The organism is Amylibacter sp. SFDW26 (assembly GCF_009184395.1).
Classification (GTDB): Bacteria; Pseudomonadota; Alphaproteobacteria; order Rhodobacterales; family Rhodobacteraceae; genus Amylibacter.
On the sequence record NZ_WEIC01000001.1, the window covers coordinates 754,699 to 778,577 of the forward strand.

23 protein-coding genes are annotated in these 23,879 nt (G+C 45.9%); 13 read left to right on the top strand and 10 right to left on the bottom strand.

What is annotated here, in order from left to right; genetic code table 11:
- Nucleotides 1-21: 21 nt before the first annotated feature.
- From trmFO to ssb, 3 genes are all read right to left on the bottom strand, one after another.
- Nucleotides 22-1,368, bottom strand: a complete 1,347-nt coding sequence (trmFO, locus tag F9L33_RS03855; protein ID WP_152141404.1) for a methylenetetrahydrofolate--tRNA-(uracil(54)-C(5))-methyltransferase (FADH(2)-oxidizing) TrmFO — start codon at nt 1,366-1,368, stop codon at nt 22-24.
- A 77-nt stretch (nt 1,369-1,445) separates the two neighbouring features.
- Complete coding sequence (gene gyrA / locus F9L33_RS03860; RefSeq protein ID WP_152141405.1) at nt 1,446-4,181, bottom strand: DNA gyrase subunit A; 2,736 nt, start codon at nt 4,179-4,181, stop codon at nt 1,446-1,448.
- 170 nt (nt 4,182-4,351) lie between these two features.
- Nucleotides 4,352-4,843, bottom strand: a complete 492-nt coding sequence (ssb, locus tag F9L33_RS03865; protein ID WP_152141406.1) for a single-stranded DNA-binding protein — start codon at nt 4,841-4,843, stop codon at nt 4,352-4,354.
- A 178-nt stretch (nt 4,844-5,021) separates the two neighbouring features.
- Between ssb and F9L33_RS03870 the strand changes: the two genes are divergently transcribed.
- Both F9L33_RS03870 and uvrA read left to right on the top strand, forming a co-directional pair.
- Nucleotides 5,022-5,603, top strand: a complete 582-nt coding sequence (locus F9L33_RS03870; protein ID WP_152141407.1) for a lytic transglycosylase domain-containing protein — start codon at nt 5,022-5,024, stop codon at nt 5,601-5,603.
- Between the two features lie 103 nt (nt 5,604-5,706).
- Complete coding sequence (gene uvrA / locus F9L33_RS03875) at nt 5,707-8,565, top strand: excinuclease ABC subunit UvrA (RefSeq protein ID WP_152141408.1); 2,859 nt, start codon at nt 5,707-5,709, stop codon at nt 8,563-8,565.
- 18 nt (nt 8,566-8,583) lie between these two features.
- On the opposite strand, the gene F9L33_RS03880 is transcribed toward uvrA, so the two are convergent.
- Nucleotides 8,584-9,570: a Hint domain-containing protein gene (locus F9L33_RS03880; RefSeq protein ID WP_152141409.1), complete on the bottom strand. Its 987-nt coding sequence runs from the start codon at nt 9,568-9,570 to the stop codon at nt 8,584-8,586.
- A 209-nt stretch (nt 9,571-9,779) separates the two neighbouring features.
- Here F9L33_RS03880 and F9L33_RS03885 point away from each other — a divergent pair, with 209 nt between their 5' ends.
- Nucleotides 9,780-10,217 carry a CBS domain-containing protein gene (locus F9L33_RS03885; RefSeq protein WP_152141410.1) on the top strand — a complete coding sequence of 146 codons (438 nt, stop codon included), beginning with the start codon at nt 9,780-9,782 and terminating at the stop codon, nt 10,215-10,217.
- Nucleotides 10,218-10,219: 2 nt separating this feature from the next.
- Here the strand turns inward: F9L33_RS03885 and F9L33_RS03890 are convergent, their stop codons facing one another.
- The 4 genes from F9L33_RS03890 to F9L33_RS03905 form a co-directional block, all read right to left on the bottom strand.
- The gene (locus tag F9L33_RS03890) at nt 10,220-10,420 is read right to left on the bottom strand and encodes a DUF2892 domain-containing protein (protein ID WP_152141411.1); all 201 of its coding nucleotides are present in this window, start codon (nt 10,418-10,420) and stop codon (nt 10,220-10,222) included.
- Nucleotides 10,421-10,493: 73 nt separating this feature from the next.
- A complete protein-coding gene (locus F9L33_RS03895) occupies nt 10,494-11,147 on the bottom strand; it encodes a Crp/Fnr family transcriptional regulator (RefSeq protein ID WP_152141412.1) in 654 nt (217 codons plus the stop codon).
- A 2-nt stretch (nt 11,148-11,149) separates the two neighbouring features.
- Nucleotides 11,150-12,019, bottom strand: a complete 870-nt coding sequence (gene mmsB / locus F9L33_RS03900) for a 3-hydroxyisobutyrate dehydrogenase (protein ID WP_152141413.1) — start codon at nt 12,017-12,019, stop codon at nt 11,150-11,152.
- 3 nt (nt 12,020-12,022) lie between these two features.
- A complete protein-coding gene (locus F9L33_RS03905) occupies nt 12,023-13,522 on the bottom strand; it encodes a CoA-acylating methylmalonate-semialdehyde dehydrogenase (RefSeq protein ID WP_152141414.1) in 1,500 nt (499 codons plus the stop codon).
- 107 nt (nt 13,523-13,629) lie between these two features.
- Between F9L33_RS03905 and F9L33_RS03910 the strand changes: the two genes are divergently transcribed.
- The 4 genes from F9L33_RS03910 (at nt 13,630) to F9L33_RS03925 (ending at nt 16,224) form a co-directional block, all read left to right on the top strand.
- Nucleotides 13,630-14,517 carry a LysR family transcriptional regulator gene (locus F9L33_RS03910; protein ID WP_152141415.1) on the top strand — a complete coding sequence of 296 codons (888 nt, stop codon included), beginning with the start codon at nt 13,630-13,632 and terminating at the stop codon, nt 14,515-14,517.
- 67 nt (nt 14,518-14,584) lie between these two features.
- The gene (coaD, locus tag F9L33_RS03915) at nt 14,585-15,079 is read left to right on the top strand and encodes a pantetheine-phosphate adenylyltransferase (RefSeq protein WP_152141416.1); all 495 of its coding nucleotides are present in this window, start codon (nt 14,585-14,587) and stop codon (nt 15,077-15,079) included.
- A gap of 66 nt (nt 15,080-15,145) precedes the next feature.
- Nucleotides 15,146-15,652 carry a peptidylprolyl isomerase gene (locus F9L33_RS03920; RefSeq protein ID WP_152141417.1) on the top strand — a complete coding sequence of 169 codons (507 nt, stop codon included), beginning with the start codon at nt 15,146-15,148 and terminating at the stop codon, nt 15,650-15,652.
- A complete protein-coding gene (locus F9L33_RS03925) occupies nt 15,652-16,224 on the top strand; it encodes a peptidylprolyl isomerase (RefSeq protein ID WP_152141418.1) in 573 nt (190 codons plus the stop codon). Before F9L33_RS03920 ends, F9L33_RS03925 begins: the two co-directional genes overlap by 1 nt.
- A gap of 50 nt (nt 16,225-16,274) precedes the next feature.
- Here F9L33_RS03925 and tyrS read toward each other — a convergent pair whose 3' ends face one another.
- Entirely contained in the window at nt 16,275-17,525 is a 1,251-nt protein-coding gene (gene tyrS, locus F9L33_RS03930; RefSeq protein WP_152141419.1) for a tyrosine--tRNA ligase, read from the bottom strand.
- 111 nt (nt 17,526-17,636) lie between these two features.
- Here tyrS and F9L33_RS03935 point away from each other — a divergent pair, with 111 nt between their 5' ends.
- Nucleotides 17,637-18,737, top strand: coding sequence for an anhydro-N-acetylmuramic acid kinase (locus F9L33_RS03935; protein ID WP_152141420.1), 1,101 nt, complete (start codon nt 17,637-17,639; stop codon nt 18,735-18,737).
- Between the two features lie 60 nt (nt 18,738-18,797).
- Nucleotides 18,798-19,478 carry an alpha/beta hydrolase gene (locus tag F9L33_RS03940; protein WP_152141421.1) on the top strand — a complete coding sequence of 227 codons (681 nt, stop codon included), beginning with the start codon at nt 18,798-18,800 and terminating at the stop codon, nt 19,476-19,478.
- A gap of 29 nt (nt 19,479-19,507) precedes the next feature.
- Here the strand turns inward: F9L33_RS03940 and F9L33_RS03945 are convergent, their stop codons facing one another.
- Nucleotides 19,508-20,167, bottom strand: coding sequence for an alpha/beta hydrolase (locus F9L33_RS03945; RefSeq protein ID WP_152141422.1), 660 nt, complete (start codon nt 20,165-20,167; stop codon nt 19,508-19,510).
- 168 nt (nt 20,168-20,335) lie between these two features.
- Here F9L33_RS03945 and F9L33_RS03950 point away from each other — a divergent pair, with 168 nt between their 5' ends.
- Genes F9L33_RS03950 through F9L33_RS03965 form a run of 4 tightly spaced genes read left to right on the top strand, consistent with a single transcriptional unit; the run spans nt 20,336 to nt 23,712 of the window.
- The gene (locus tag F9L33_RS03950; RefSeq protein WP_152141423.1) at nt 20,336-20,797 is read left to right on the top strand and encodes an Rrf2 family transcriptional regulator; all 462 of its coding nucleotides are present in this window, start codon (nt 20,336-20,338) and stop codon (nt 20,795-20,797) included.
- Entirely contained in the window at nt 20,794-21,837 is a 1,044-nt protein-coding gene (locus F9L33_RS03955; RefSeq protein WP_152141424.1) for a cysteine desulfurase family protein, read from the top strand. The genes F9L33_RS03950 and F9L33_RS03955 overlap by 4 nt, the downstream gene beginning before the upstream one ends.
- Before the next feature lie 10 nt (nt 21,838-21,847).
- A complete protein-coding gene (sufB, locus tag F9L33_RS03960) occupies nt 21,848-23,353 on the top strand; it encodes a Fe-S cluster assembly protein SufB (RefSeq protein ID WP_152141425.1) in 1,506 nt (501 codons plus the stop codon).
- An 8-nt stretch (nt 23,354-23,361) separates the two neighbouring features.
- Nucleotides 23,362-23,712 carry a hypothetical protein gene (locus F9L33_RS03965; RefSeq protein WP_152141426.1) on the top strand — a complete coding sequence of 117 codons (351 nt, stop codon included), beginning with the start codon at nt 23,362-23,364 and terminating at the stop codon, nt 23,710-23,712.
- The last annotated feature ends 167 nt before the right edge of the window (nt 23,713-23,879 follow it).

Here is a 23,879-nt window from a genome sequence, read left to right on the forward strand (position 1 = left end):
GAGTATGTTAGCAATGCGATGCTAAGCCTGCAACCATGCAGTCCAATCAGTTTTTGCACGGTCTGTATAAGCTTTATAACGATCTTTGCGGTTACGACGACCAGTTTTAGCATTATCCACTGGTGGGAACAGGCCAAAGTTAACGTTCATCGGTTGGAATGTTTTCGCTTCTGCATCACCTGTAATATGGCGGATTAGGGCACCCATAGCTGTGGTGTTTGGTGGTGATTGACGGCTTTCACCACGTGCCTCGGACACAGCTAAACGACCAGCAAGCAATCCCATTGCAGCACTTTCAACATAGCCTTCAACACCTGTAATTTGTCCTGCAAAACGGATGTCAGGACGTGATTTTAGACGCATTTGATCATCTAGTAGCAAAGGTGAATTGATGAATGTGTTGCGATGAATGCCACCCAAACGGGCGAATTCAGCGTTTTCCAAACCTGGGATCATCGAAAGTACACGCGCTTGTTCACCGTATTTCATCTTGGTTTGGAAACCGACAATGTTGAAAAGCGTCCCCAAAGCATTATCACGGCGCAATTGCACGATGGCATGGGCTTTAATGTCTGGCTGATGTGGGTTTGTCAGGCCAACAGGCTTCATTGGACCCCAACGCAAGGTTTCGCGGCCACGTTCGGCCATAACTTCGATGGGCAAGCAACCCTCAAAATACGGTGTGTCTTTTTCCCAGTCTTTAAATTCTGTTTTTTCTGCTGCCAAAAGCGTATCAATAAAGGCGTTATAGGTCTCTTCATCCATTGGGCAGTTCAGATAGGCTGTTTGCTCTTCTTCGGTTTCACCTTTGTCATAGCGGGATTGAAACCATGCTTTGGACATATCAACACTGTCTGCATGTACAATCGGGGCGATGGCATCAAAGAAGGCGAGGGAAGATTGGTCTGTTTCCGCCAATACTGCCTCTGCCATGGATTGTGAGGTTAGGGGGCCTGTGGCAATAATTGTCTGACCCCATTCGGCAGGTGGCAATCCTGTGACTTCACCGCGCTCCAATGTGACCATTGGGTGCGATAGCAATTTTTCAGTCACGCCTTGGCTGAACGCTTCGCGGTCTACGGCCAATGCGCTGCCTGCGGGCACGGAATGTTTGCCACCCATATCCATAATGATTGAATTTGCTGCACGCATTTCCCAATGGAGCAGGCCAACGGCATTGCCTTCGTCATCATCAGAACGGAAAGAGTTTGAACATACGAGTTCTGCCAAGCCTTCGGTTTGATGCGCGAAAGTTTCAACTGTTGGGCGCATTTCGTGGATGACCACAGGGATATCTGCGTTGGCAATTTGCCATGCAGCTTCTGATCCGGCCATGCCGCCGCCGATGATATGAATAGGTTTTGTCATGTGGGGGATGTATTCCAGAGTTGTGTAAAAGAAAAGGGGGCGTATGCCCCCTGATCCGAATTCATACTGTGGCTTATCTATTCTTCTGTTGCTGGCGCTTCTGTTTCGCCACTTTCAGCATCTTCTTCATCCTGCGTCTCAGCAATGTAAGCCACAGAAACCACTTCTTCTTTTTTGCCTAAGCTAAAGACTGTGACGCCTGATGATGTACGACCTTGGCGGGAAATACCTGCCACTGGACAGCGGATGGATTGGCCTGTGGATGTTGCCAACATGATTTGATCCTCATCCTGCACTGTAAAGCTTGCGATGATGTTATCATCACGGCGATCCAAGTTTGCGGCTGCCACACCTTGGCCACCACGGCCAGAGACGCGGTATTCGTGGGCTGATGATCGTTTACCAAAGCCACCGCGTGTGATGGTTAGAACCCATTGTTCCAATGCTGCCAGTTCTTCATAGCGCTCTGATGTGATGGACAGATCAGATGTATCCGCATCGCCACCATCTTCATCAGATAGAGCACGGCGCATTTTGAAGTATTCTGTGCGTTCTTCGGCGGATGCATCCACGTGACGGACAACGGCCATAGAGACAACATGATCGCCTTCAGCCAGTTTGATACCACGTACACCCAATGAATCGCGACCTTTGAAGACACGGACATCTGTGGTTGGGAAGCGGATGGCTTTACCCATAGATGTGGTTAGGAAGAAATCATCATCTTCGGTGGCGATGTTTACGCCAACGATGGAAACACCTTCTGGCAGTTTCATCGCAATCTTACCATTGGATTTCACATTGGTGAAATCCGATAGGGCGTTGCGGCGTACGCCACCTTCGGAATTGGCAAATACGATTTGCAGGTCTTTCCAATCTTCCTCAGCCGCGTCGATTGGCATGATAGCAGCGATGCTGACACCCTGTTGGATTGGCAGTAGATTGATGATGGCTTTACCGCGGGCGTTACGACCACCCAATGGCAAGCGCCATGTTTTCAGCTTATAAACCATACCGTCGGTTGTGAAAAACAACAGGGCGGTGTGGGTGTTGGCGACGAACAGGTTGGTGACGAAATCTTCGTCTTTGGTGTTCATACCTTGTGTGCCTTTGCCACCGCGCTTTTGTTCACGGTATTCGACAAGTTGCGTGCGTTTGATATAGCCAGAGTTGGTGACTGTAACAACCATATCTTCGCGTTCGATTAGATCTTCGTCATCCATATCGCCCGCGAATTCTACGATTTCAGAGCGGCGTGGTTCTGCGAATTTTTCGCGCACTTCTGTCAGTTCATCAGAGATGATCGACATGATGCGGTCGCGAGAACGTAGGATATCCAAGTAATCAGAGATTTTACCAGCAAGCTCTTGCAGCTCGTCTGTGACTTCTTTCACACCCATTGCGGTTAAGCGTTGGAGGCGAAGTTCAAGAATTGCACGCGCCTGTGCTTCGGACAGGTGGTATGTGCCATCATCATTCACTGTGTGTGATGGATCATCGATCAGTTTGATGTATTCCACGATGTCATGGGCAGGCCACGCGCGTGTCATCAGTTTTGAGCGCGCTTCGGCTGGGTCTGCTGATGAGCGGATCGTGGCAACGATTTCATCTACGTTGGATACGGCAACAGCCAAACCGCACAAGAGATGGCTGCGTTCACGTGCTTTGCGTAGTTCATAGGCTGTGCGGCGTGCAACAACTTCTTCGCGGAAACCAATAAAGCTGGTTAGGAAGCCACGTAGATCAAGCTGTTCTGGACGACCTGCGTTCAGAGCCAACATGTTACAGCCAAAGCTGGTTTGCATTGGTGTGTAGCGGAACAGTTGGTTCAACACGACTTCTGCCGTTGCATCACGTTTCAATTCCACAACAACGCGCACGCCAACACGATCAGATTCGTCTTGGACGTGGGCAATGCCCTCGATTTTCTTATCACGGGACAGTTCCGCGATCTTTTCGATCATCGTGGCTTTGTTCACTTGATAAGGGATCTCGTGGATTACGATTGCCCAGCGATCTTTGCGAATTTCTTCGACCGATGTCTTAGAGCGGACAATCACACTGCCGCGTCCCTCAGTATAGGCTTTTAGCGCACCTGAACGACCAAGGATGATACCACCCGTTGGAAAATCAGGGGCAGGGACATGTTCCATCAATTGAACGCTGTCCATGTCTGGGTCTTCGATCAAAGCCAGTGTAGCAGTGATGACTTCGCCAAGGTTATGTGGCGGAATATTAGTTGCCATGCCGACTGCGATACCACCAGCACCGTTGACCAGCATATTTGGATAGCGGGCAGGCAGAACAGTTGGCTCTTGGTCCTTACCGTCGTAGTTGTCCTGGAAATTAACGGTGTCTTTGTCGATATCTGCCAGTAAGAATGCGGCAGGTTTGTCCATGCGCACCTCAGTATAACGCATGGCAGCGGCGTTATCGCCGTCCATAGAGCCAAAGTTACCCTGACCATCAAGCAAAGGCAGGGACATGGAGAAATCTTGCGCCATACGCACCAAAGCATCGTAAATCGCGGCATCACCGTGTGGGTGATATTTACCCATAACGTCGCCCACAGCACGTGCAGACTTACGATATGATTTTTCGTGGCTGTTACCCGCTTCGTGCATCGCATAAAGGATACGGCGGTGAACTGGCTTTAGACCATCGCGCAAATCTGGGATTGCACGACTGACGATCACGCTCATCGCATAGTCAAGATAAGAGGTTTTCATTTCCTCTTCGATGGTGATCTGAGGCCCTTCGTATGCTGGGCGTTCTGGTGCGTTTTCGTCTTGGATTTCTGTCTCGTCGCTCACGGTCTGCTCGTTCTGTTATTTAAACACTATATGTTGTGTATTTTTATAGCATAACGAATGTGTGACCGCAATGTTTAGCGTTACAAAGCGTTTACATTTATCCAAAAAGAAAACAGCCTAAAGATTGATATCTAATAGGCTGTTTTAAATATATAATTTAGTGATTTTTTCTAGAACGGAATTTCATCATCCAAGTCATTGTTCACTGGGGCTGGTGCGCCGCCACCTGAACCACCACCGTAGCCGCCACCGCCGCTTGCTGGTGCATTGTAGCCGCCGCCTTGGCCGCCACCCATGCTGTCGCCACCACCGCGGCCATCTAGCATCGTTAGGGTACCATTAAAGCCTTGCAAAACGACCTCGGTTGAATAGCGGTCATTGCCTGACTGGTCTTGCCATTTACGCGTTTGCAAAGCGCCTTCGATAAAGACTTTTGAGCCTTTTTTCAGGTAGTTTTCACAAACTTTGACCAAACCTTCAGAGAAAATCGCCACTGTGTGCCATTCTGTCTTCTCGCGGTTTTCACCAGTGTTCTTGTCACGCCAGCGTTCTGATGTTGCGATACGTAGGTTACATACGCGCCCACCATTGCCGAATGTGCGGATTTCTGGGTCTGCACCCAAGTTTCCGATTAACATTACTTTATTTAAACTTCCGGCCATTAGGTTTCTCCCCATCGAATCTTAGGCGTAATCTTGGTTAACGATGTTTAGACCATATGAAAGTGATTAAGAAGAGGTGAAAAGGACGTTATTAAATTGTGATTAAGCAAAGACTCGTAAAATTGCACAAAACAGGATAAAGAGTTTGCAATTATAAGTGAATAGAGTGGGCAAAGTGATGAGACGGGGAATATCATTATTATTGGCATTCAGCATTGGGCTGACAAGCGTTGCCTATGCAGGCGGGTTGACTAAGTCCTCGAAATCACGCCAGATTTCCCGATTACACCACAACTTACTTGATGGGCGTTTGGCCAATCAATACAAAGGGTCCAGTCGCTTATTACCCGAAGGCAAAACGGATTACACAGCGATTCCTCGTTATACAGGCAACTATAAGGGTAAATATAAGCCTTTGGCAGAAGCGGCCGCCCGCCGACATGGCATTCCAAGAGATCTGTTTAACCGTTTGGTACAACAAGAAAGTAATTGGAACCCGCAAGCACGGTCCCACGCAGGTGCCGTTGGCTTAGCACAGCTTATGCCAGCCACAGCGCGTGCATTGCGTGTAAACCCACGTGATCCTAAGCAAAACCTAGAAGGTGGCGCACGGTATTTGGCTAAACAATACCGTAAATTCGGTAGCTGGCGTTTGGCACTTGCGGCTTATAACGCTGGTCCTGGAGCTGTTGAAAAATATAATGGCGTTCCGCCCTATAAAGAAACGCGTAATTACGTGAAAAAGATTTTAGGTAGATAATCCCTTAAAATCACTAATGTTCCCCTTGTGTTCCACTCTTTTCACTGGCATGTTTCGCGTGTCCGATTACATATTGCTAAACATTTCTTAGGAATACCCCATTATGGCCGAGCTAAAGAACATTGAAATTCGCGGTGCACGTGAACACAATCTTAAATCTGTGGACGTGGATATTCCACGCGATAAGCTTGTGGTGATCACTGGATTGTCTGGCTCTGGTAAATCTTCACTGGCGTTTGATACGATCTATGCGGAAGGGCAACGCCGTTATGTGGAAAGCTTGTCCGCTTATGCCCGTCAATTCTTGGATATGATGCAAAAACCTGATGTGGATCATATTGCAGGGTTGTCACCTGCGATTTCGATTGAACAAAAGACAACCTCGAAAAATCCGCGTTCTACTGTGGGTACTGTAACAGAGATTTATGATTATATGCGCTTGTTGTTTGCACGTGTGGGAACGCCGTTTTCACCTGCAACGGGTAAACCGATTGAAGCACAGCAAGTTTCCGAAATGGTTGACCGTATTATAGCAATGGAAGAGGGCACGCGTGCCTATCTGTTGGCACCTATCGTGCGTGACCGCAAAGGTGAATACCGCAAGGAATTTCAAGAGCTTAAGAAGCAAGGATTTCAACGTGTTAAGGTGAATGGTGAGTTCTATGAATTGGACGATGCGCCAACTTTGGACAAGAAGTTTCGCCATAATATCGATGTGGTCGTTGACCGTATTGTTGTGCGTGAAGGTTTGGAAACACGTCTAGCAGATAGTTTACGCACCGCTTTGGATTTGGCCGATGGTATTTCTATATTAGAGACAGCACCAAAAGAAGGTGAACCTGAGCGCATTACGTTTTCTGAGAACTTTGCCTGCCCTGTATCTGGATTCACCATTCCAGAAATTGAACCGCGTTTGTTTTCCTTCAACGCGCCCTTTGGGGCATGTCCAGATTGTGACGGCTTAGGGGTGGAATTGTTCTTTGACGAACGTCTTGTTGTGCCTGATACACGTTTATCGCTTTATGATGGGGCTTTGGCACCTTGGGCTAAGGGTAAGTCACCATATTTCAAGCAAACGATTGAAGCGATTGCCAATCACTATGGGTTTGACAAAGACGCCGCATGGCGCGATCTGCCGAAAAAAGTGCAACAGGTCATGTTGCATGGCTCTGGCGATACAGAAATTAAGTTCCGTTATGATGAAGCGGGAAGGGTGTATGAGGTGACGCGGACGTTTGAAGGTGTCATCCCCAATATGGAACGTCGCTACCGTGAAACGGACAGCAATTGGATCCGTGAAGAGTTTGAGCGCTATCAAAACAACCGTGGTTGTGGAACTTGTGGTGGATATCGATTGCGCCCAGAGGCTTTGGCCGTGAAGATCGCTGATCTGCATGTGGGCCAAGTGGTTGAAATGTCTATTAAAGAGGCGTTAGATTGGATTGAAAGTGTCCCTGCATCATTAACCAAGCAAAAGAATGAAATTGCTACGGCAATTTTGAAAGAAATCCGCGAACGTTTGGGTTTCTTGGTGAATGTAGGTCTAGATTATTTAACATTGTCCCGTTCTGCAGGCACTTTATCAGGTGGGGAAAGCCAACGTATTCGTTTAGCATCACAGATTGGCTCTGGTTTGACCGGGGTATTATATGTGCTGGATGAACCATCAATTGGCCTACATCAGCGCGATAATGATCGCTTACTGGAGACCTTGAAAAATCTACGTGATCAAGGGAATACAGTTATTGTTGTAGAACATGATGAAGAAGCCATTCGCACCGCTGACTATGTGCTGGATATTGGCCCAGGTGCTGGCGTACATGGTGGTGAAATCATTGCAAAGGGCACACCATCACAAATTATAAAATCCAAGAAATCAATTACAGGTCAATACCTTACAGGCAAACGTGAAATTAGCATTCCTGCGGAACGTCGTAAAGGTAATGGTAAAGTTGTTTCCGTTGAAGGGGCAACTGGGAACAATCTAAAGAACATCACGGCTGAATATCCATTGGGTAAATTTGTGTGTGTGACTGGTGTTTCTGGCGGCGGCAAATCGACACTGACGATTGAAACGTTGTTTAAAACGGCTTCTATGCGCCTAAACGGTGCAAAACAAACACCTGCACCTTGTGAAGCGGTAAACGGTCTGACTTTATTAGATAAAGTGATTGATATTGATCAACGTGCGATCGGTCGGACACCACGATCCAATCCTGCGACTTATACTGGGGCGTTTACGCCAATCCGTGAATGGTTTGCTGGACTGCCAGAGGCAAAAACGCGCGGTTATAAACCTGGTCGCTTTAGTTTCAATGTAAAAGGCGGACGGTGCGAAGCTTGTCAGGGCGATGGTTTGATCAAGATTGAGATGCACTTCTTACCTGATGTTTATGTGGAATGTGAAACTTGTAAAGGTAAACGCTATAATCGTGAGACTTTAGAGGTGCTTTTCAAAGGTAAAAGCATCGCTGACATCTTAGATATGACAGTTGAAGATGCCGAAGTTTTCTTTAAAGCAGTTCCAAGTATTCGCGATAAAATGACTGCATTGATGCGTGTTGGTTTGGGGTACATAAAAGTTGGGCAACCCGCGACAACATTGTCTGGTGGTGAAGCGCAACGCGTAAAGTTATCCAAAGAACTTGCAAAACGTTCCACGGGTAAAACTCTTTATATTTTGGACGAACCAACAACGGGTCTTCATTTTGAAGATGTTCGAAAACTACTAGAAGTTCTGCACGAATTAGTGGATCAAGGTAATACAGTGATCGTTATTGAACATAATCTAGATGTCGTAAAAACAGCGGATCATATTATTGATATTGGGCCAGAGGGTGGTGATGGTGGCGGGCAAATCGTTGCGACAGGCACACCTGAAGAAGTTGCCGAAGTAAAAGGCAGCTATACGGGTCATTATCTGAAAGACATGCTAAATTTACGGAAAATGGCTGCGCAATAGCGCAACCATAACAGCACCTTAATGCACAGAGCGTTGTGCAGCGTTCAGTAATGCCGCTTCGTGCGCTTTTAACGATTGGCGCGCTGAACTTGAATAACATTCAGTGTTTTTCTTCAAATCAGGGAAGAGCCGCAACAATTCTTTGCGACTTTCATCAGAAACACTGTCGAATGATTGCGCACCTAGCTGAAAACTTTCGCTTGGTACATTTTCTGCAAAGACTATCTCGTGCCGATCAAACAGAATATGAAAATATTCCACATCACCACCACGTTTTATACAGATATCATCATTGTTCACCAAATGCTTTGCTGCAACAAGCACAGATTGTTCCCCAAATAAGAGATGCGTATGCGTATTCGTGATCATCATTCTATGATTTTGCGATACATATAAGTCGCGCGTATTGCCGATAGCACCTGCTTTGAAATAAACTGGCGCTAAATTTTGACAAGCGGGAACTATGGTACTGCCAATCCATCTAATTGTTTGAGCACCGCGATCCAATGTTACAACACGATCCCCTTCACATAAGTCTTCAATAGCAACCTGACCTAAATCAGTCTGTATAAAGGTTCCCTTCGTAAAGCAGGGTACAAGAGAGGAATAGGGTACAGCACCGTCCGTATTAAAAGTTCCAAAGGTATATGTGACAGATGGATCTAACGGTGTATCAGAAACGATGTTCGGACCATAATTAGCTGTGCCATTTGTCGCAATGAAGTATATTGTACCGCTTGAGCCATCAGACCCTGTAAATGTGTATTTATAGCGAAGATCGATAGTATCCCCCACATTAATACCAGGAACCGTTGATGCAGTTACATCTTGATCAGCTACATCGAAGCCACCAGTATGAGTAAAGTCACCAAATATTGCATCATCAGATCCGTTAGAATCATCAATGGATACTTGTCCGCCTACACTAATCGTGAAATTTCCAGAGTGGGGATATGTGTTATCACCAGACGCAAAATTATAAACCAATACGTTTTCTAAAGCCATTATTCTACTCGATACTATACTTACTACTACTCAACACACCCTAAGGTAGTGTGTGTTATAGTATGATTTATGGCAAGAATATGAAGATTTAGTGTTCAAGACGATTATATTTTCATCTTCAGACAATAGGATCATCTTGTAAAATATTGCTTGGTTTATGATGTTATAAAATTATGATAGAATAAGATAATAACAGGAGGTTTATATTTATGCTCGTTCAAAAAATTCTAGATTCAAAACCAAAGACAACCATTTATACAATCACTAAGGATCATTCTATCAGTGATGCCGCTGCAGATTTATCTGCTCATCGTATTGGTGTGTTGGTGGTTAGTGATGATGGGAAGACTATTGATGGAATTTTGTCCGAACGGGATATCATACGAGAATTAGGCAAACGTGGCACAGGATGTTTAACCGAATCCGTATCTAAATTTATGACAGGAACAGTCATCAGTTGTGGGTTGTCTGATTCAGCGCAGACAATTTTAGAAACCATGACCGAAGGACGTTTTCGCCACATGCCAGTGATTGATGATAAGAAACGCTTAGTTGGTCTGATCACACTAGGTGATGTTGTCAAAGCTCGCCTTGAAGAAGTTTCTGGTGAAAACGCCGCTATGATGGATATGATCCGCGGCGTTTAATACTATTTCTTTATAGGGCAGGTGCTGACGCCGATCAGGGAATATAATCCGCAGTTGCCCATAAGCCCAGTCACTAATGGAATAATTCCAATCAGATAAAGCAAGCGCATCGATGCTTCTGGATTCAAGAAGAATGCTGCGAGTAAAGCTAGCCCTGAAATTACGCGGATGATGCGATCTAATGTTCCAACATTTTTGGTCATGCGTTTTCCTTTGCTGAGAGTTCAAAGGCGTTTTACAAAGCGTTTCTGGATGTTGTCTGTGACATGATCACGGTTAACTGGGATTGTTGGCCAGTTTTGACAGTGCTTGTGTATCTATAACTGCGATATGTCCACGGCTGAGTTTTAAAATACCACGTTTGGCCAAGCTTTCTAGCCGGCGCGAAACAACTTCGCGCGCAGAACCGATCATCACAGCCAGCTCTTGATGTGTGGCGTGTATTTCATTGCCTTTTGCGCGTTTTAGCAACGCTGCGGCCAATCTGGTTTCTATTTTGATAAAAGCAACTTGTTCTAGAACTTGTATGGTCGATTGCATTCGGTTCGCAAAAGCGCGGAAAACAAAATTTCGAAAGCCACCAGATTTATCCATGAGGGATAGGAACGTGTCACGTGGGATCATAATCACGCGGCATGGGCTGGTGGAAATTGCCTCGCCAGTGTAGTCATTACCGCCCATCAAACCGAGTGTGGATTGCACACACGACTGACCTGGTTTGATTGAGTATAGCAATAGTTCACGCCCTGATGACCCTATTAAAAACACATCAATTCGCCCATCCAAAAGAAGCGCAAAGCCTGATGCAGCATCCCCCGGTCTGAATAGAACTGTGTCTTTGGGAACTTCGGTGATAGGCAAGGCCATCAACACTCTTTCGGTGTCTTTGTCCAAATCTGTTAAACCATATTTAGACAAAGATAGGGGCATTTTTATCTACTCATTTTTTCGAAACGTGGCAGCATGGCTGAAAAATCAGATCCTAATCCGTCTTCATCTTCAACAAACTGTTTATATAGCTCAGTCGCACGTTCCCCCATCGGCGTTGGAGCGTCAACAGATTCTGCAGCTTGTTGCGAAAGTCGCAAATCTTTGAGCATCAGTTCAGCGGCAAACCCTGGTTGGTAGTCATTATCCGATGGGCTCTGTGGACCGATACCTGGAGCAGGGCAATAAGCATTCATTGACCAGCTGTAACCAGATGATGTGCTGACCACATCAAACATAGACTGACGTTCAAGGCCAAGTTTATCCGCCAAAGCAAAAGCTTCGCATGTGGCGATCATAGTGGCGCCAAGGATCATGTTGTTGCAAATTTTGGCCGCTTGTCCGTTACCAGATGGACCGCAATGCACAGCTTTTTGTCCCATAATATCGAAAAGAGGGTTAACATTGGCAAAAGCTTCATCAGACCCACCAGCCATAAACGTCAGCGTTCCCGCAGCTGCACCGCCAATACCGCCAGAGACAGGTGCATCAACCGCTAATAGGTCCGCGGCTATGGCATCATCTGCCACAGCGCGCGCACTTTGCACATCAACGGTTGAGCAATCCAAAAGGGTTGCACCCGCTTTCATGGCAGGGATGATTTCGCAGGCAACAGAGCGTAAGATCGCCCCGTTTGGCAGCATTGTGATAACGACATCAGCATCCGTTGCCGCTTGGGCAGCTGTGTCTGCTTTTGAAACACCGTCAGGGCAGTCTGTGATCAAATCGAAACCTGATACTTCGTGTCCAGCTGCCGCCAAGTTGACAGCCATTGGTGTTCCCATATTTCCTAAACCGATAAATCCGATTTTCATGACTTACTCCATCACTGGGATTGAGAACTCTCCGCCTTCTTTAATACCAGAAGGCCAGCGCGATGTCACAGTTTTGGTCCGCGTATAGAACTTAAACGCATCAGGCCCGTGTTGGTTTAAATCGCCAAAGACCGATTTTTTCCAACCACCAAACGTGTGATAGGCCAGCGGTACAGGGATTGGAACGTTGATGCCAACCATGCCAATGTTAATACGGTTGGCGAAATCACGTGCAGTGTCACCGTCGCGTGTAAAGATCGCTGTGCCATTGCCGTATTCATGATCCATCGCCATTTTCAGGGCATCTTCGTATGTTTGTGCACGAACTGTTGAAAGCACAGGGCCGAAGATTTCTTTTTTGTAGATGTCCATATCCGTTGTAACGTGATCGAAAAGATGCGCCCCGACAAAGAATCCGTCCTCGTAACCTTGTAGATTGAAATCACGCCCGTCTACGACCAGTTTGGCCCCGTCTTTGACACCGCTTTCAACCAAGTTCAGGATATTTTCTTTGGCGGCACCAGTCACAACAGGGCCGTAATCCACATCGTTGCCAGATGTGTATGGGCCGACTTTTAGCGCCTCCACTTTTGGTGCAAGCTTTTCGATCAAACGATCCGCTGTTTCATCGCCCACAGGCACTGCGACGGAAATCGCCATGCAGCGTTCGCCAGCAGCGCCGTAACCAGCACCTAGTAGGGCATCAGCCGCTTGGTCCAAATCAGCATCCGGCATGATGATCATGTGATTTTTCGCACCACCGAAACATTGAACGCGCTTACCTTGTGAGCAACCCGTGCCGTATATGTATTCAGCAATTGGAGTAGAGCCAACAAAGCCAACAGATTGGATTGTGTCGTTAAATAGGATTGCATCCACGGCTTCTTTATCACCATTAACAACTTGTAAGATACCTTTTGGCAATCCTGCTTCTTCCATTAATTCAGCCAACATCAATGGCACAGATGGGTCACGTTCAGATGGTTTAAGGATGAATGCGTTTCCGCATACTATGGCAGGGGCGAACATCCACATAGGGATCATGGCAGGGAAGTTAAACGGAGTGATACCAGCCGTAACGCCCAATGCTTGGCGCATAGAGTACATATCAATGCCTGGGCCAGCGCTGTCTGTATAATCACCTTTCAGCATTTGCGGCGCACCGATGCAGTATTCCACTACTTCAAGGCCACGTTGCACGTCACCAGCAGCATCTGGAAGGGTTTTGCCATGTTCACGACTTAACGCTTCTGCAAGTTTATCCATATCGCGGTTTAGAAGTGCCACAAAACGCATCATCACACGTGCGCGGCGTTGTGGATTCATTGCCGCCCATGCAGGTTGTGCAGCCGCAGCAACTTCAACAGCCTTTTCCATTTCAGTAGCATTTGCCAATGGCACCTTTGCCTGTACTTCACCCGTTGCTGGATTAAAGACATCTGCGAAGCGTCCTGATGTGCCTTTGACGTGCTCGCCGTTAATGTAATGTGTTAATTCTTGCATGTGAGTTCTCCCAAACACTGTTTGGCAGCAGTATGCTCTTGCATTTTATCTTTTTAAACAGTCAATATAGCACATTCATTTTGCATTTATGCAATACGGAGCATGTAATGAATTGGGATGATATACGAGTATTTTTACATGTGGGGCGGGCGAATAGCCTGACCGCCGCCAGTAAACAGTTGAAAATGGATCCAAGCACCTTGGGGCGTAGAATTGCACGACTAGAAGAGCAGATGGCGGCACGGCTGTTTGTAAAGACACCACAAGGGTATGATTTAACCGATGCAGGACAACGGTTGATGGATCATGCATCAAACATGGAATTATCATCACTTTCTGCGCAAGAGATTATGCAGGGCTCCACAGATCAATTAAGTGGTGTGATCCGTATTGGAGCACCAGATGGTAGTGCTAATTTTTTACTGCCTGAGGTATGCTCAGAAATTTCTGCGGAAAATCCAGATTTGGAAATCCAAATTCTAGCCTTACCGCGTGTTTTAAACCTGTCAAAACGCGAAGCCGATATGGCGATTACAGTGTCGCCGCCAACTGCAGGGCGTTTGTTGGTGCAAAAAGTAACCGATTATCATCTGCATTTGGCCGCACATCGTGATTATATTGATCAGCATCCTGACCTTGCTGAGATAGATAATCTAAAGAACCACCCAATCATTGGTTATATTCCCGATCTGATTTTTGACAAAGAATTGGATTACTTATCCCATATGGGGCTGCAACCATCACCCAGCTTAGCTTCTAATTCAGTCTCTGTTCAGATCAATATGATCAATCAAGGGGCAGGGATTGGGGTTGTGCATGATTTCGCGATGCCGAATTTCCCCAACATTCATTTTCTTCACAGGGCAAAACTCTCTTTAAGTCGTAGTTTCTACCTTGTTCGTCATGAAGGAGACCGCCGCGTGGGACGTTTGAACCGCTTTGCGGACCGATTGGCGCAGGGTATGCGTGACATGGTGAAACGCAAAGAAGCGTAAATCGCTCTTGACCTTAGGCTGTTGATATAGTTCCAGTGGTTTACCATAAAAAGCGATGGAGGTCGCAATGCGCATAGGGCTTTATCCAGGGACATTTGATCCTGTCACTTTAGGGCACTTAGATATTATTGAACGTGCGTGCGTTTTAGTTGATCGCTTGGTTATTGGCGTTGCAATCAATCGCGACAAAGGTCCTTTATTCACACTTGAAGAACGTGTTGATATGATTGAACGCAATGTAGAAAACATGCGAACAAATGGCACAGAAGTGGTTGTTGAGCCTTTTGAAAACCTGTTGATCGATAAAGCGGAAGAGGTTGGGGCCAAACTGATCATCCGCGGTTTGCGCGCGGTATCTGACTTTGAATATGAATATGCATTGGTTGGTATGAACCGCGCTATGAACTCAAATGTAGAAACTGCGTTCCTTATGGCAGAGGCCAAACATCAAGCTATCGCATCACGTTTGGTCAAAGAAATTGCACGCCTTGATGGCGATGTGTCAAAGTTTGTAACACCTGGTGTTCAAAAAGCTTTGATCGAGAAATTCACGAAATCCTAATATGCGGGCTTTTCCTTTGCGAATGCTAAGGATAGTGTACGCCGAACATTGAAAACGGAGACCGAAATGGTTGAGATTAAAGATCCTGAAAACACAATCATCATGGAACTAAAGCATGGTAATGTGACAATCGAATTGCTGCCAGATGTGGCGCCTAAGCATTGTGAGCGTATGAAAGAATTGGCACGTGCTGGTAAATACGACAACGTTGTATTCCACCGTGTGATTGACGGCTTCATGGCGCAAACAGGTGACGTTCAAAACGGCAACACTGGTGCTGATTTTGATCTACGCCGCGCAGGGACTGGTAGCTCTGATCTGCCTGATTTGCCAGCAGAGTTTTCAAAACTACCACATGACAAAGGCACATTAGGTGCGGCACGTTCTGCAATGCCAGACAGTGCAAACTCTCAATTCTTTATCAACTTCAATGACAACCATTTCCTGAACAACCAATACACGGTTTATGGCCGTGTTGTTGAGGGTATGGAACACGTTGACAAAATCAAACGTGGCGAGCCACCAATGGAACCAGACACAATGATTTCCGTTAAAGTTGCGGCAGACGTATAATGCGGTTTTTCACAACTCTGATCGCAGCTGTTTCAATGGCGACTTCTGTATTTGCAGCGGATGCTGACAATACATTGGTGATTGAAGTGGCAGGTAAAAACACGGGCACAATCGAAATCGAATTGTTGCCTGATGTGGCGCCAAAACACGTGACACGCATCAAACGTTTGGCGCGTGAAGGTCACTATGACAACGTGACGTTTCACCGTGTAATCTCTGGTTTTATGGCACAAACAGGCGATGTTCAAAATGGCAAACTAGAGGGTTTTAACCCACGGTTTGCTGGTACAGGTGGTTCAAAACTACCAGATCTGCCAGCAGAGTTTTCAAGCATGAAGTTTGAAAAGGGCGTTGTCGGTATGGCCCGTTCATCAAGCCCAAACAGTGCAAACTCTCAGTTCTTTATCATGCTTCAAGATTACCCATCGTTGAATGGGCAGTACACAGTTCTTGGTCGTGTGAGTTCTGGTCAAGACGTTGTAAATAAAATCAAACGTGGTAGCCAAGCCAACAATGGCTCTGTTGCTAAGCCTGATTATATGAGTAAAGTTTACATCAAATCTGATAAATAAGATATTGATAAACCTAAAGAAAAGGCGGCCAATTGAGCCGCCTTTTTTATTTAAACAAGCTTGATAAGTGCGTGTTTCTTTTTACTTGATGAAATCTTTGGCGTTGCTGCAATGTCATCTTTTGTAAGCATCAAACCTGCATCAGAAACAGTTTCATCATTCAGTTTTGCGCCACCGCCAGCGATTGCACGTTTGGCGTCTTTGCCGCTTGCAACGATGCCAGAACGCACTAAGACTTGTGTAAAGCTGATACCATCGCCGATTTCATCTTCAGTCAGCTCCAGCGTTGGTAAGTCATCCCCAACTCCGCCTTTTTCGAATACTTCTTTGGCTGTGGCTTCGGCAGCAACAGCGGCTTCTGCGCCGTGGCAAAGTTTCGTGACTTCATTCGCCAAGGTGATCTTGGCTTGATTGATGTCAGAACCTTCTAACGCACCAAGACGTTCGCATTCTTCCAGTGGAAGTTCAGTGAACAAACGCAAGAATTTAGCCACATCAGCATCCAATGTATTACGCCAAAATTGCCAAAACTCATAAGAGCTGAGCTTTTCTTCATTTAACCAAATCGCACCAGAAGCAGATTTACCCATTTTAGAGCCGTCAGCCTTGGTTAGAAGTGGGGTGGTTAGGCCATAAACCGTATTTTTGTTAATGCGGCGTGTCAGATCGATACCATTCACGATATTGCCCCATTGGTCTGAGCCACCCATTTGCAAAACCACACCGTAGTTCTTATTTAAAGCCATGAAATCATAGGCTTGTAATAACATGTAGTTGAATTCTAGGAATGTCAGCGGCTGTTCACGATCAAGGCGCAACTTTACGCTTTCCATCGCAATCATGCGGTTGATCGTGAAATGCTTGCCGTAATCACGTAAGAATTCGATGTAATTCAAGTTATCCAGCCATTCTGCGTTGTTTGGCATAATCGCATCGTTTTCACCTGAATCATATGACAGGTATTTTGCAAAAACAGTCTTAATACCTGCAATATTCTCATCAATCTTTTCAGCAGTAATCAACTGACGAGATTCATCTTTACCAGACGGGTCGCCAATCTTGGTCGTGCCACCGCCCATAAGGGTCACAGGTTTATTCCCAGTTTTTTGCCACCAGCGCAGCATCATGATTTGGATCAGTGATCCGACATGTAAACTGTCTGCTGTCGCATCAAAGCCGATATAGGCTGCGGCTGGTCCTTCGAGCAGGCGTTCATCGAGCCCCTCCAGGTCTGTGCAGTCCTGCAAGAAGCCCCGTTCCAACATTGCTGTTAGAAACTCTGATTTGGGCTTGTATGTCATGTGTTTATCGTCCTTTGATATGTAGTAAGTCTATAAATAAACATATACAAAAATGTTTGTGTACAGGTTTATCAGGGCTGTATACCGCATGTTTCGTGAAAGGAAAGAGTGTTGGCTGTATTTGACCCTATATGGGCCCTTGGTTTGATGTCTGGCACCTCTATGGATGGGGTGGATGGTGCTATGCTGATGACCGATGGAGAAAGGATACTTGCCTTTGGCGATAGTTATTTCCGACCTTATAGTAATGAAGAACAAGCCACAATTTCAGCGGCACAAGGGTTGTGGCCAGATGAAAGTCCTAATTTACTGATCGCTGCGGAAAGTGTTGTGCGCGATGCGCATGCAGAAGTTATTGCAAAATTTCCAGATGCAGACGTTGTTGGCTTTCACGGGCAGACCCTAGCACATGATCCAAAAGGTGGACGCACACATCAATTGGGTGCAGGTGCACAACTGGCGCAAGATACCGGTAAAACTGTTGTTTGGGATTTTCGCACGGCTGATATGGAAGCAGGCGGCGAGGGTGCTCCTTTGGCTCCATTTTTTCATCATGCGTGTGCAAAACAGCTGGGCATGAAACGCCCAATGGCTTTTGTAAATTTAGGTGGGGTGGGCAATGTATCATTGGTGAATGGGTCAAAACATGCTCCAGAACATCCAGAAGCTTTATTAGCCTTTGATACAGGGCCAGCAAATGCCCCAATCAATGATTTGTTGGAAAAACGTCTAGGGCAATTGTTTGATGAAAACGGTGCTGTAGCAGCCAAAGGCACTGTAAACACAGATGTGTTAGAGGCAGTCTTTGCAAATGAATACTTCTTAAGAGTGCCGCCTAAATCATTGGATAGGAATAGTTTTACTGAACTAGAGGATTTAATAAAACCGCTTTCAACAGAGGATGGGGCCGCAACATTGACAGCACTAGCAGCATCTTGTGTTTATGCCTCTCAAATGCATTTCAGCACGGATCCATACCGTTGGCTAATCTGTGGCGGTGGGCGTAAAAACACATCCTTAATGAATGCTTTGAAACAACGTTTAGATGTATCGGTTGAACCTGTTGAAAACGTTGGTTTGGATGGGGATATGCTGGAAGCGCAGGCTTTTGCTTATTTGGCTGTACGTGTGGTGCGTGGTTTATCAACATCATCACCAACTACAACGGGCTGTAAATCGCCTGTTTGTGGAGGCATAATTTCAAAACCTTGAAGTAATTTATTCACCACCATAACAAAAACAAATCTTATCCCCCTTATTTCAGGAGGCATTATGCTCAAATCTATTGTTTTTTCCTTTTCTGTTGGCTTATTTGGCCTTTTTGCCCAAACCACCTTAGCTCAAGAGAAAGACAACTATGATTTCCCTGATATTAGCAAAATAAACCCCAACCAAAAATATGTGATTTATTCCCATGGCCTTATTGTCGAAGGAACTGACCCAAGGCCAATTCATCCAAAGTTTGGATTATACGATTTTCCAGCGATTAAAGAGCAATTAGCAAAACGTGGCGATTTTGAACTTATTGCAATACAGCGTCCAAAAGGTGAAAAAATCCCAACCCAAGTAATGCAATTAGTGAAATGGGTGGAAAAACTAACAGAACATGGGGTACCAGCTGAAAATGTAACACTCATTGGTTTTTCACGTGGCGGAGATTTAACGGCAAGAGCGGCAAGTCAACTTAAGCCATTGCCGGTCAACACTGTATTACTTGCGACATGTTGGGATGATGGTGTGAAAGATGATCCAGAAATCAATATTACTGGTCGCTTACTCTCTATCTATGAAGTGACTGACGGGCCGCAATCCTGTGTGAAAATCAAAGAACACAGCCCAAAATTACAGTCATTTGAAGAAATAAAAATCAATACAGGCAAAAGTCATGGCGCATTTTACATGCCAGATTCCGCATGGATGGAGCCGTTGTTAATGTGGGTGACAGATAGGTAAGTCTTGCCCCAAATAATCGGGGCAAGAATTTAACGTGATGTTTCGGTTAGGCGGCGCCGTACATATTCTTCGACAGTGTCCAGCATCAAGTCCATATGCTCTTCGCGTTTGAAGAAGTGATCTGCGCCCTCAAGAATTTCATGCGTAATCGTAATACCTTTTTGTTCGTGAAGTTTATTCACCAACTCTTCGGTATCTGCAGGTGGAGCTACACGGTCAGATGAACCGTTAATAATCAAACCTGATGATGGGCAAGGGGCCAAGAAGCTGAAATCATACATATTTGCAGGGGGGGAAGCACTGATAAAGCCTGAAATTTCAGGACGGCGCATCAAAAGCTGCATACCAATCCATGCACCAAAGCTGAAACCGGCAACCCAGCAATGTTTTGCATTTGGGTTCATCGACTGTAGGTAATCCAAGGCAGATGCTGCATCTGACAATTCGCCAATACCTTGATCATATTCACCCTGAGAACGACCAACGCCGCGAAAGTTAAATCGCAGAACGTTAAAGCCCATATTGTAGAATTTATAATGCAGGTTATAGACAACCTTATTGTTCATAGTGCCGCCGAACTGAGGGTGCGGGTGCAATATGATTGCAATCGGTGCATCCTTGATATTCTTTTGCGGGTGGTAGCGGCCTTCTAGGCGGCCTTCTGGGCCTGGAAAAATAATTTCTGGCATTTTATCCTACGCTCCAAATCATAGTTGGCTCAAAGTTCTGTCTATTAGTTGACAGGAACGCTCAGAAAATTTAGAACCATTCTAAATTGAACGTTTGAACCATATTTTAGTCGTGTCTGACTAAGTGGTAATCACACGTTCGTCAACCAAAGACGTGAGGTTAGCCCCATGAAACTGAGCACAAAAGGCAGATATGCAATGATTGCGCTGGTGGATATTGCTTTAGAGAGCGATGGCGGTACAGTTTCTTTGGCTGAAATTTCAAAACGCCAGGATATTTCGTTGAATTATCTGGAACAACTCTTTGTAAAATTACGCCGCGCAGGATTCGTTGAATCTATTCGCGGGCCAGGTGGCGGTTATAAATTGGCGATGACAACTGACGCGATCCGTGTGTCAGAGGTTTTGGCCTCTGTTGATGAAACAATGGACGCATTATCAAAAGGAGCAGGAGCTTCGGGTGCTTTGTCTGGCAGCCGTGCGCAATCGTTGAACAATCGTTTGTGGGAAAGCTTGTCTGCACAAGTTTACGTGTTTTTACATCAAGCACGTTTATCAGATGTAATCGAAAACCAAATGGCGCCATGTCCTGCAGTCCCATCGTTATTCCAAGTGGTGGATGAGACATGAACCGCGCCTATATGGATTGGAATGCAACTGCACCTTTAAGGCCAGAAGCACGCGCTGCGATGATTGCGGCTATGGATGCTGTGGGCAACCCATCTTCGGTTCATGCCGAGGGTCGTGTTGCGACTGGTATTATCGAGAAGGCGCGCAAGCAGATTTCTGATGCTTTTGGTGCTAATGCTGCTGATATTGCGTTTACGTCAGGTGCTACTGAGGCAGCGGGTCTCGGTCTTGCAAACACCACGATTGAAGCATCTGGCATAGAGCATGACTGTATCGCGGCTTGGACAGATAACTCTATTACTGCTGATGCAAACGGAATCGTCACTGTGAAGACACCTAATAAGGCTGCTTTACAGGCCGCAAATAGCGAAACAGGTGTTTTGCAGGATTTGCCAGCGGGTTTATATCTGTCTGATTATGTACAGGCATTCGGCAAGACATCTTGCGCTTTTGATTGGGCTGACACAACTGTTGGCTTGCTATCTGCGCATAAAGTCGGTGGCCCTAAAGGCGTTGGCGCTTTTGTTATTAAACAAAATGTAGAAATTGCGGCACAGATCAAAGGAGGTGGCCAAGAAATGGGGCGCCGTTCTGGAACTGAAAACGTTGTGGGTATCGCAGGATTTGGTGCTGCTGCAGAAACAGCTGCAAAAGACCTTGCAAATGGCGTTTGGGATGAAGTGGCAGAGTTGCGCGATTATCTGGAAAACCGTATTGCCGAGGTCGCATCTGACGCTATTTTCTTTGGTAAGGACGTAAAAAGATTACCCAACACCAGCAACTTTGCTGTGGCTGGTTGGAAGGGTGAAACCCAAGTTATGCAGATGGATTTGGCAGGCTATGCCATTTCAGCAGGGTCTGCATGTTCAAGCGGTAAAGTTAAGGCCAGCAAGGTATTGCAGGCCATGGGATATGATGACATCACGGCATCATCTGCCATCAGGATTTCATTAGGCCCAACAAACACAAAAGATGAAATAGACGGCTTTGTTTCAGCATGGGGCAAAGCATATACGAAATACCGCGCTAAAGCGGCTTAGAGGACGAATTATGAGCGACGTTATAGTCAAAGAAGGCGTAGAAGCAGAAACCGTTGAAGCGGTTCAAGCACTGGGTGGTAAATATAAATACGGTTTCGAAACAGATATCGAAATCGAATATGCACCATTGGGTTTGACCGAAGATATCGTGCGTTTGATTTCTGAAAAGAATGAAGAGCCAGAGTGGATGCTGGAATGGCGCTTGGAAGCGTATAAACGTTGGTTGCAAATGGAAGAGCCTGATTGGGCTATGGTGGATTACCCAAAAATCGACTTCCAAGACATCTATTATTATGCGCGCCCAAAATCTATGGCAGAAGAAAAGCCAAAGTCATTGGATGACGTTGATCCAAAACTTTTGGAAACATATGCCAAACTTGGTATTCCGTTGAAAGAGCAGGCTTTGTTGGCTGGTGTCGAAGCGCCAGAAGAAGAGCGCAAAGTTGCTGTAGATGCTGTATTTGACTCTGTTTCAGTAGGAACGACATTCCAAGAAGAGTTAAAGAAAGCTGGCGTGATTTTCATGTCGATTTCAGAAGCTTTGAAAGAGCATCCTGATTTGGTTAAGAAATACATTGGCTCTGTGGTTCCACAGTCTGATAATTTCTATGCAACTTTGAACTCGGCTGTGTTCTCTGACGGGTCATTTGTTTACATCCCAGAGGGTGTGAAATGCCCGATGGAGCTTTCTACATATTTCCGTATCAACGCTGAAAACACAGGCCAATTTGAGCGTACACTTATCATCGCAGAAAAAGGGTCGTATGTGTCTTATCTTGAAGGCTGTACAGCCCCACAACGTGACGTAGCACAGTTGCACGCAGCTGTTGTTGAGTTGGTAATTCAGGAAGATGCTGAGATCAAATATTCGACTGTTCAAAACTGGTATCCTGGTGATGAAGACGGCAAAGGTGGTATTTATAACTTTGTAACGAAACGTGCGGATTGCCGTGGAGACCGTGCTAAAGTGATGTGGACACAAGTTGAAACAGGCTCTGCTGTCACTTGGAAATACCCATCTTGCATCTTGCGTGGTGATGACAGCCAAGGTGAATTTTATTCCATCGCGATTGCAAACAACATGCAGCAAGCGGATACGGGAACTAAGATGATCCACTTGGGTAAAAACACCAAGTCACGCATCGTTTCCAAAGGTATCTCTGCGGGTAAAGCGCAAAACACATACCGTGGCTTGGTATCTATGCATCCGAAAGCCAAAGACGGTCGGAATTACACACAATGTGACAGCTTGTTGATCGGCGATAAATGTGGGGCGCACACTGTTCCATATATCGAAGTAAAGAACAACTCTGCCCGTGTAGAGCATGAAGCAACGACATCGAAAGTGGATGATGAACAACTGTTCTATTGCCGTCAGCGCGGCATGGACGAAGAAGAAGCAGTTGCTTTGGTTGTGAATGGGTTCTGTAAGGAAGTGCTGCAAGCACTGCCAATGGAGTTCGCGATGGAAGCACAAGCTTTGGTTGCTATCAGCCTTGAAGGTTCAGTGGGTTAATTAAGTCTGTGGAAACCAAATCACACATACGTGGGCCGATAAACTACGGCGATTTGGAATTGAATATGGTGTTGCGGAAATTCCTGACACACCTTTCAACGCCAATTCGCTATGCATCGGGTTTGTTCGTTGGTTTGGTTCTTGGGGCTTTATACGCGCAATATTTCACGTTTTTCGCCATTGGCTTGATGGTAATAATTATCGTGGCCATTCTTTGGGTGATGACCAGCCTTTATTTTAAATCAGTCGTTCGCACAGCCTTAACTAAGCATCTGCAAGACGGCGAGAAACTGTCTGATTTTCAACAGATGTATTCACGATCATGGATCGCAGCAGTGAGGGAAGCAGATGATAAATAAAAACACGCTGACTTATGGTGCTATAACCGCCATCGCCGCTTTTTTTCATCGGCTGGTCCACAGGGATGGGCGGCACTTGGCTGCCCAACCTATTATTCTCAATTCTTATGGGCGTCTTTGCGGCAGTGATGTTCGTCCTTGTAAAAAAATACGGCAAATCGAAAGAG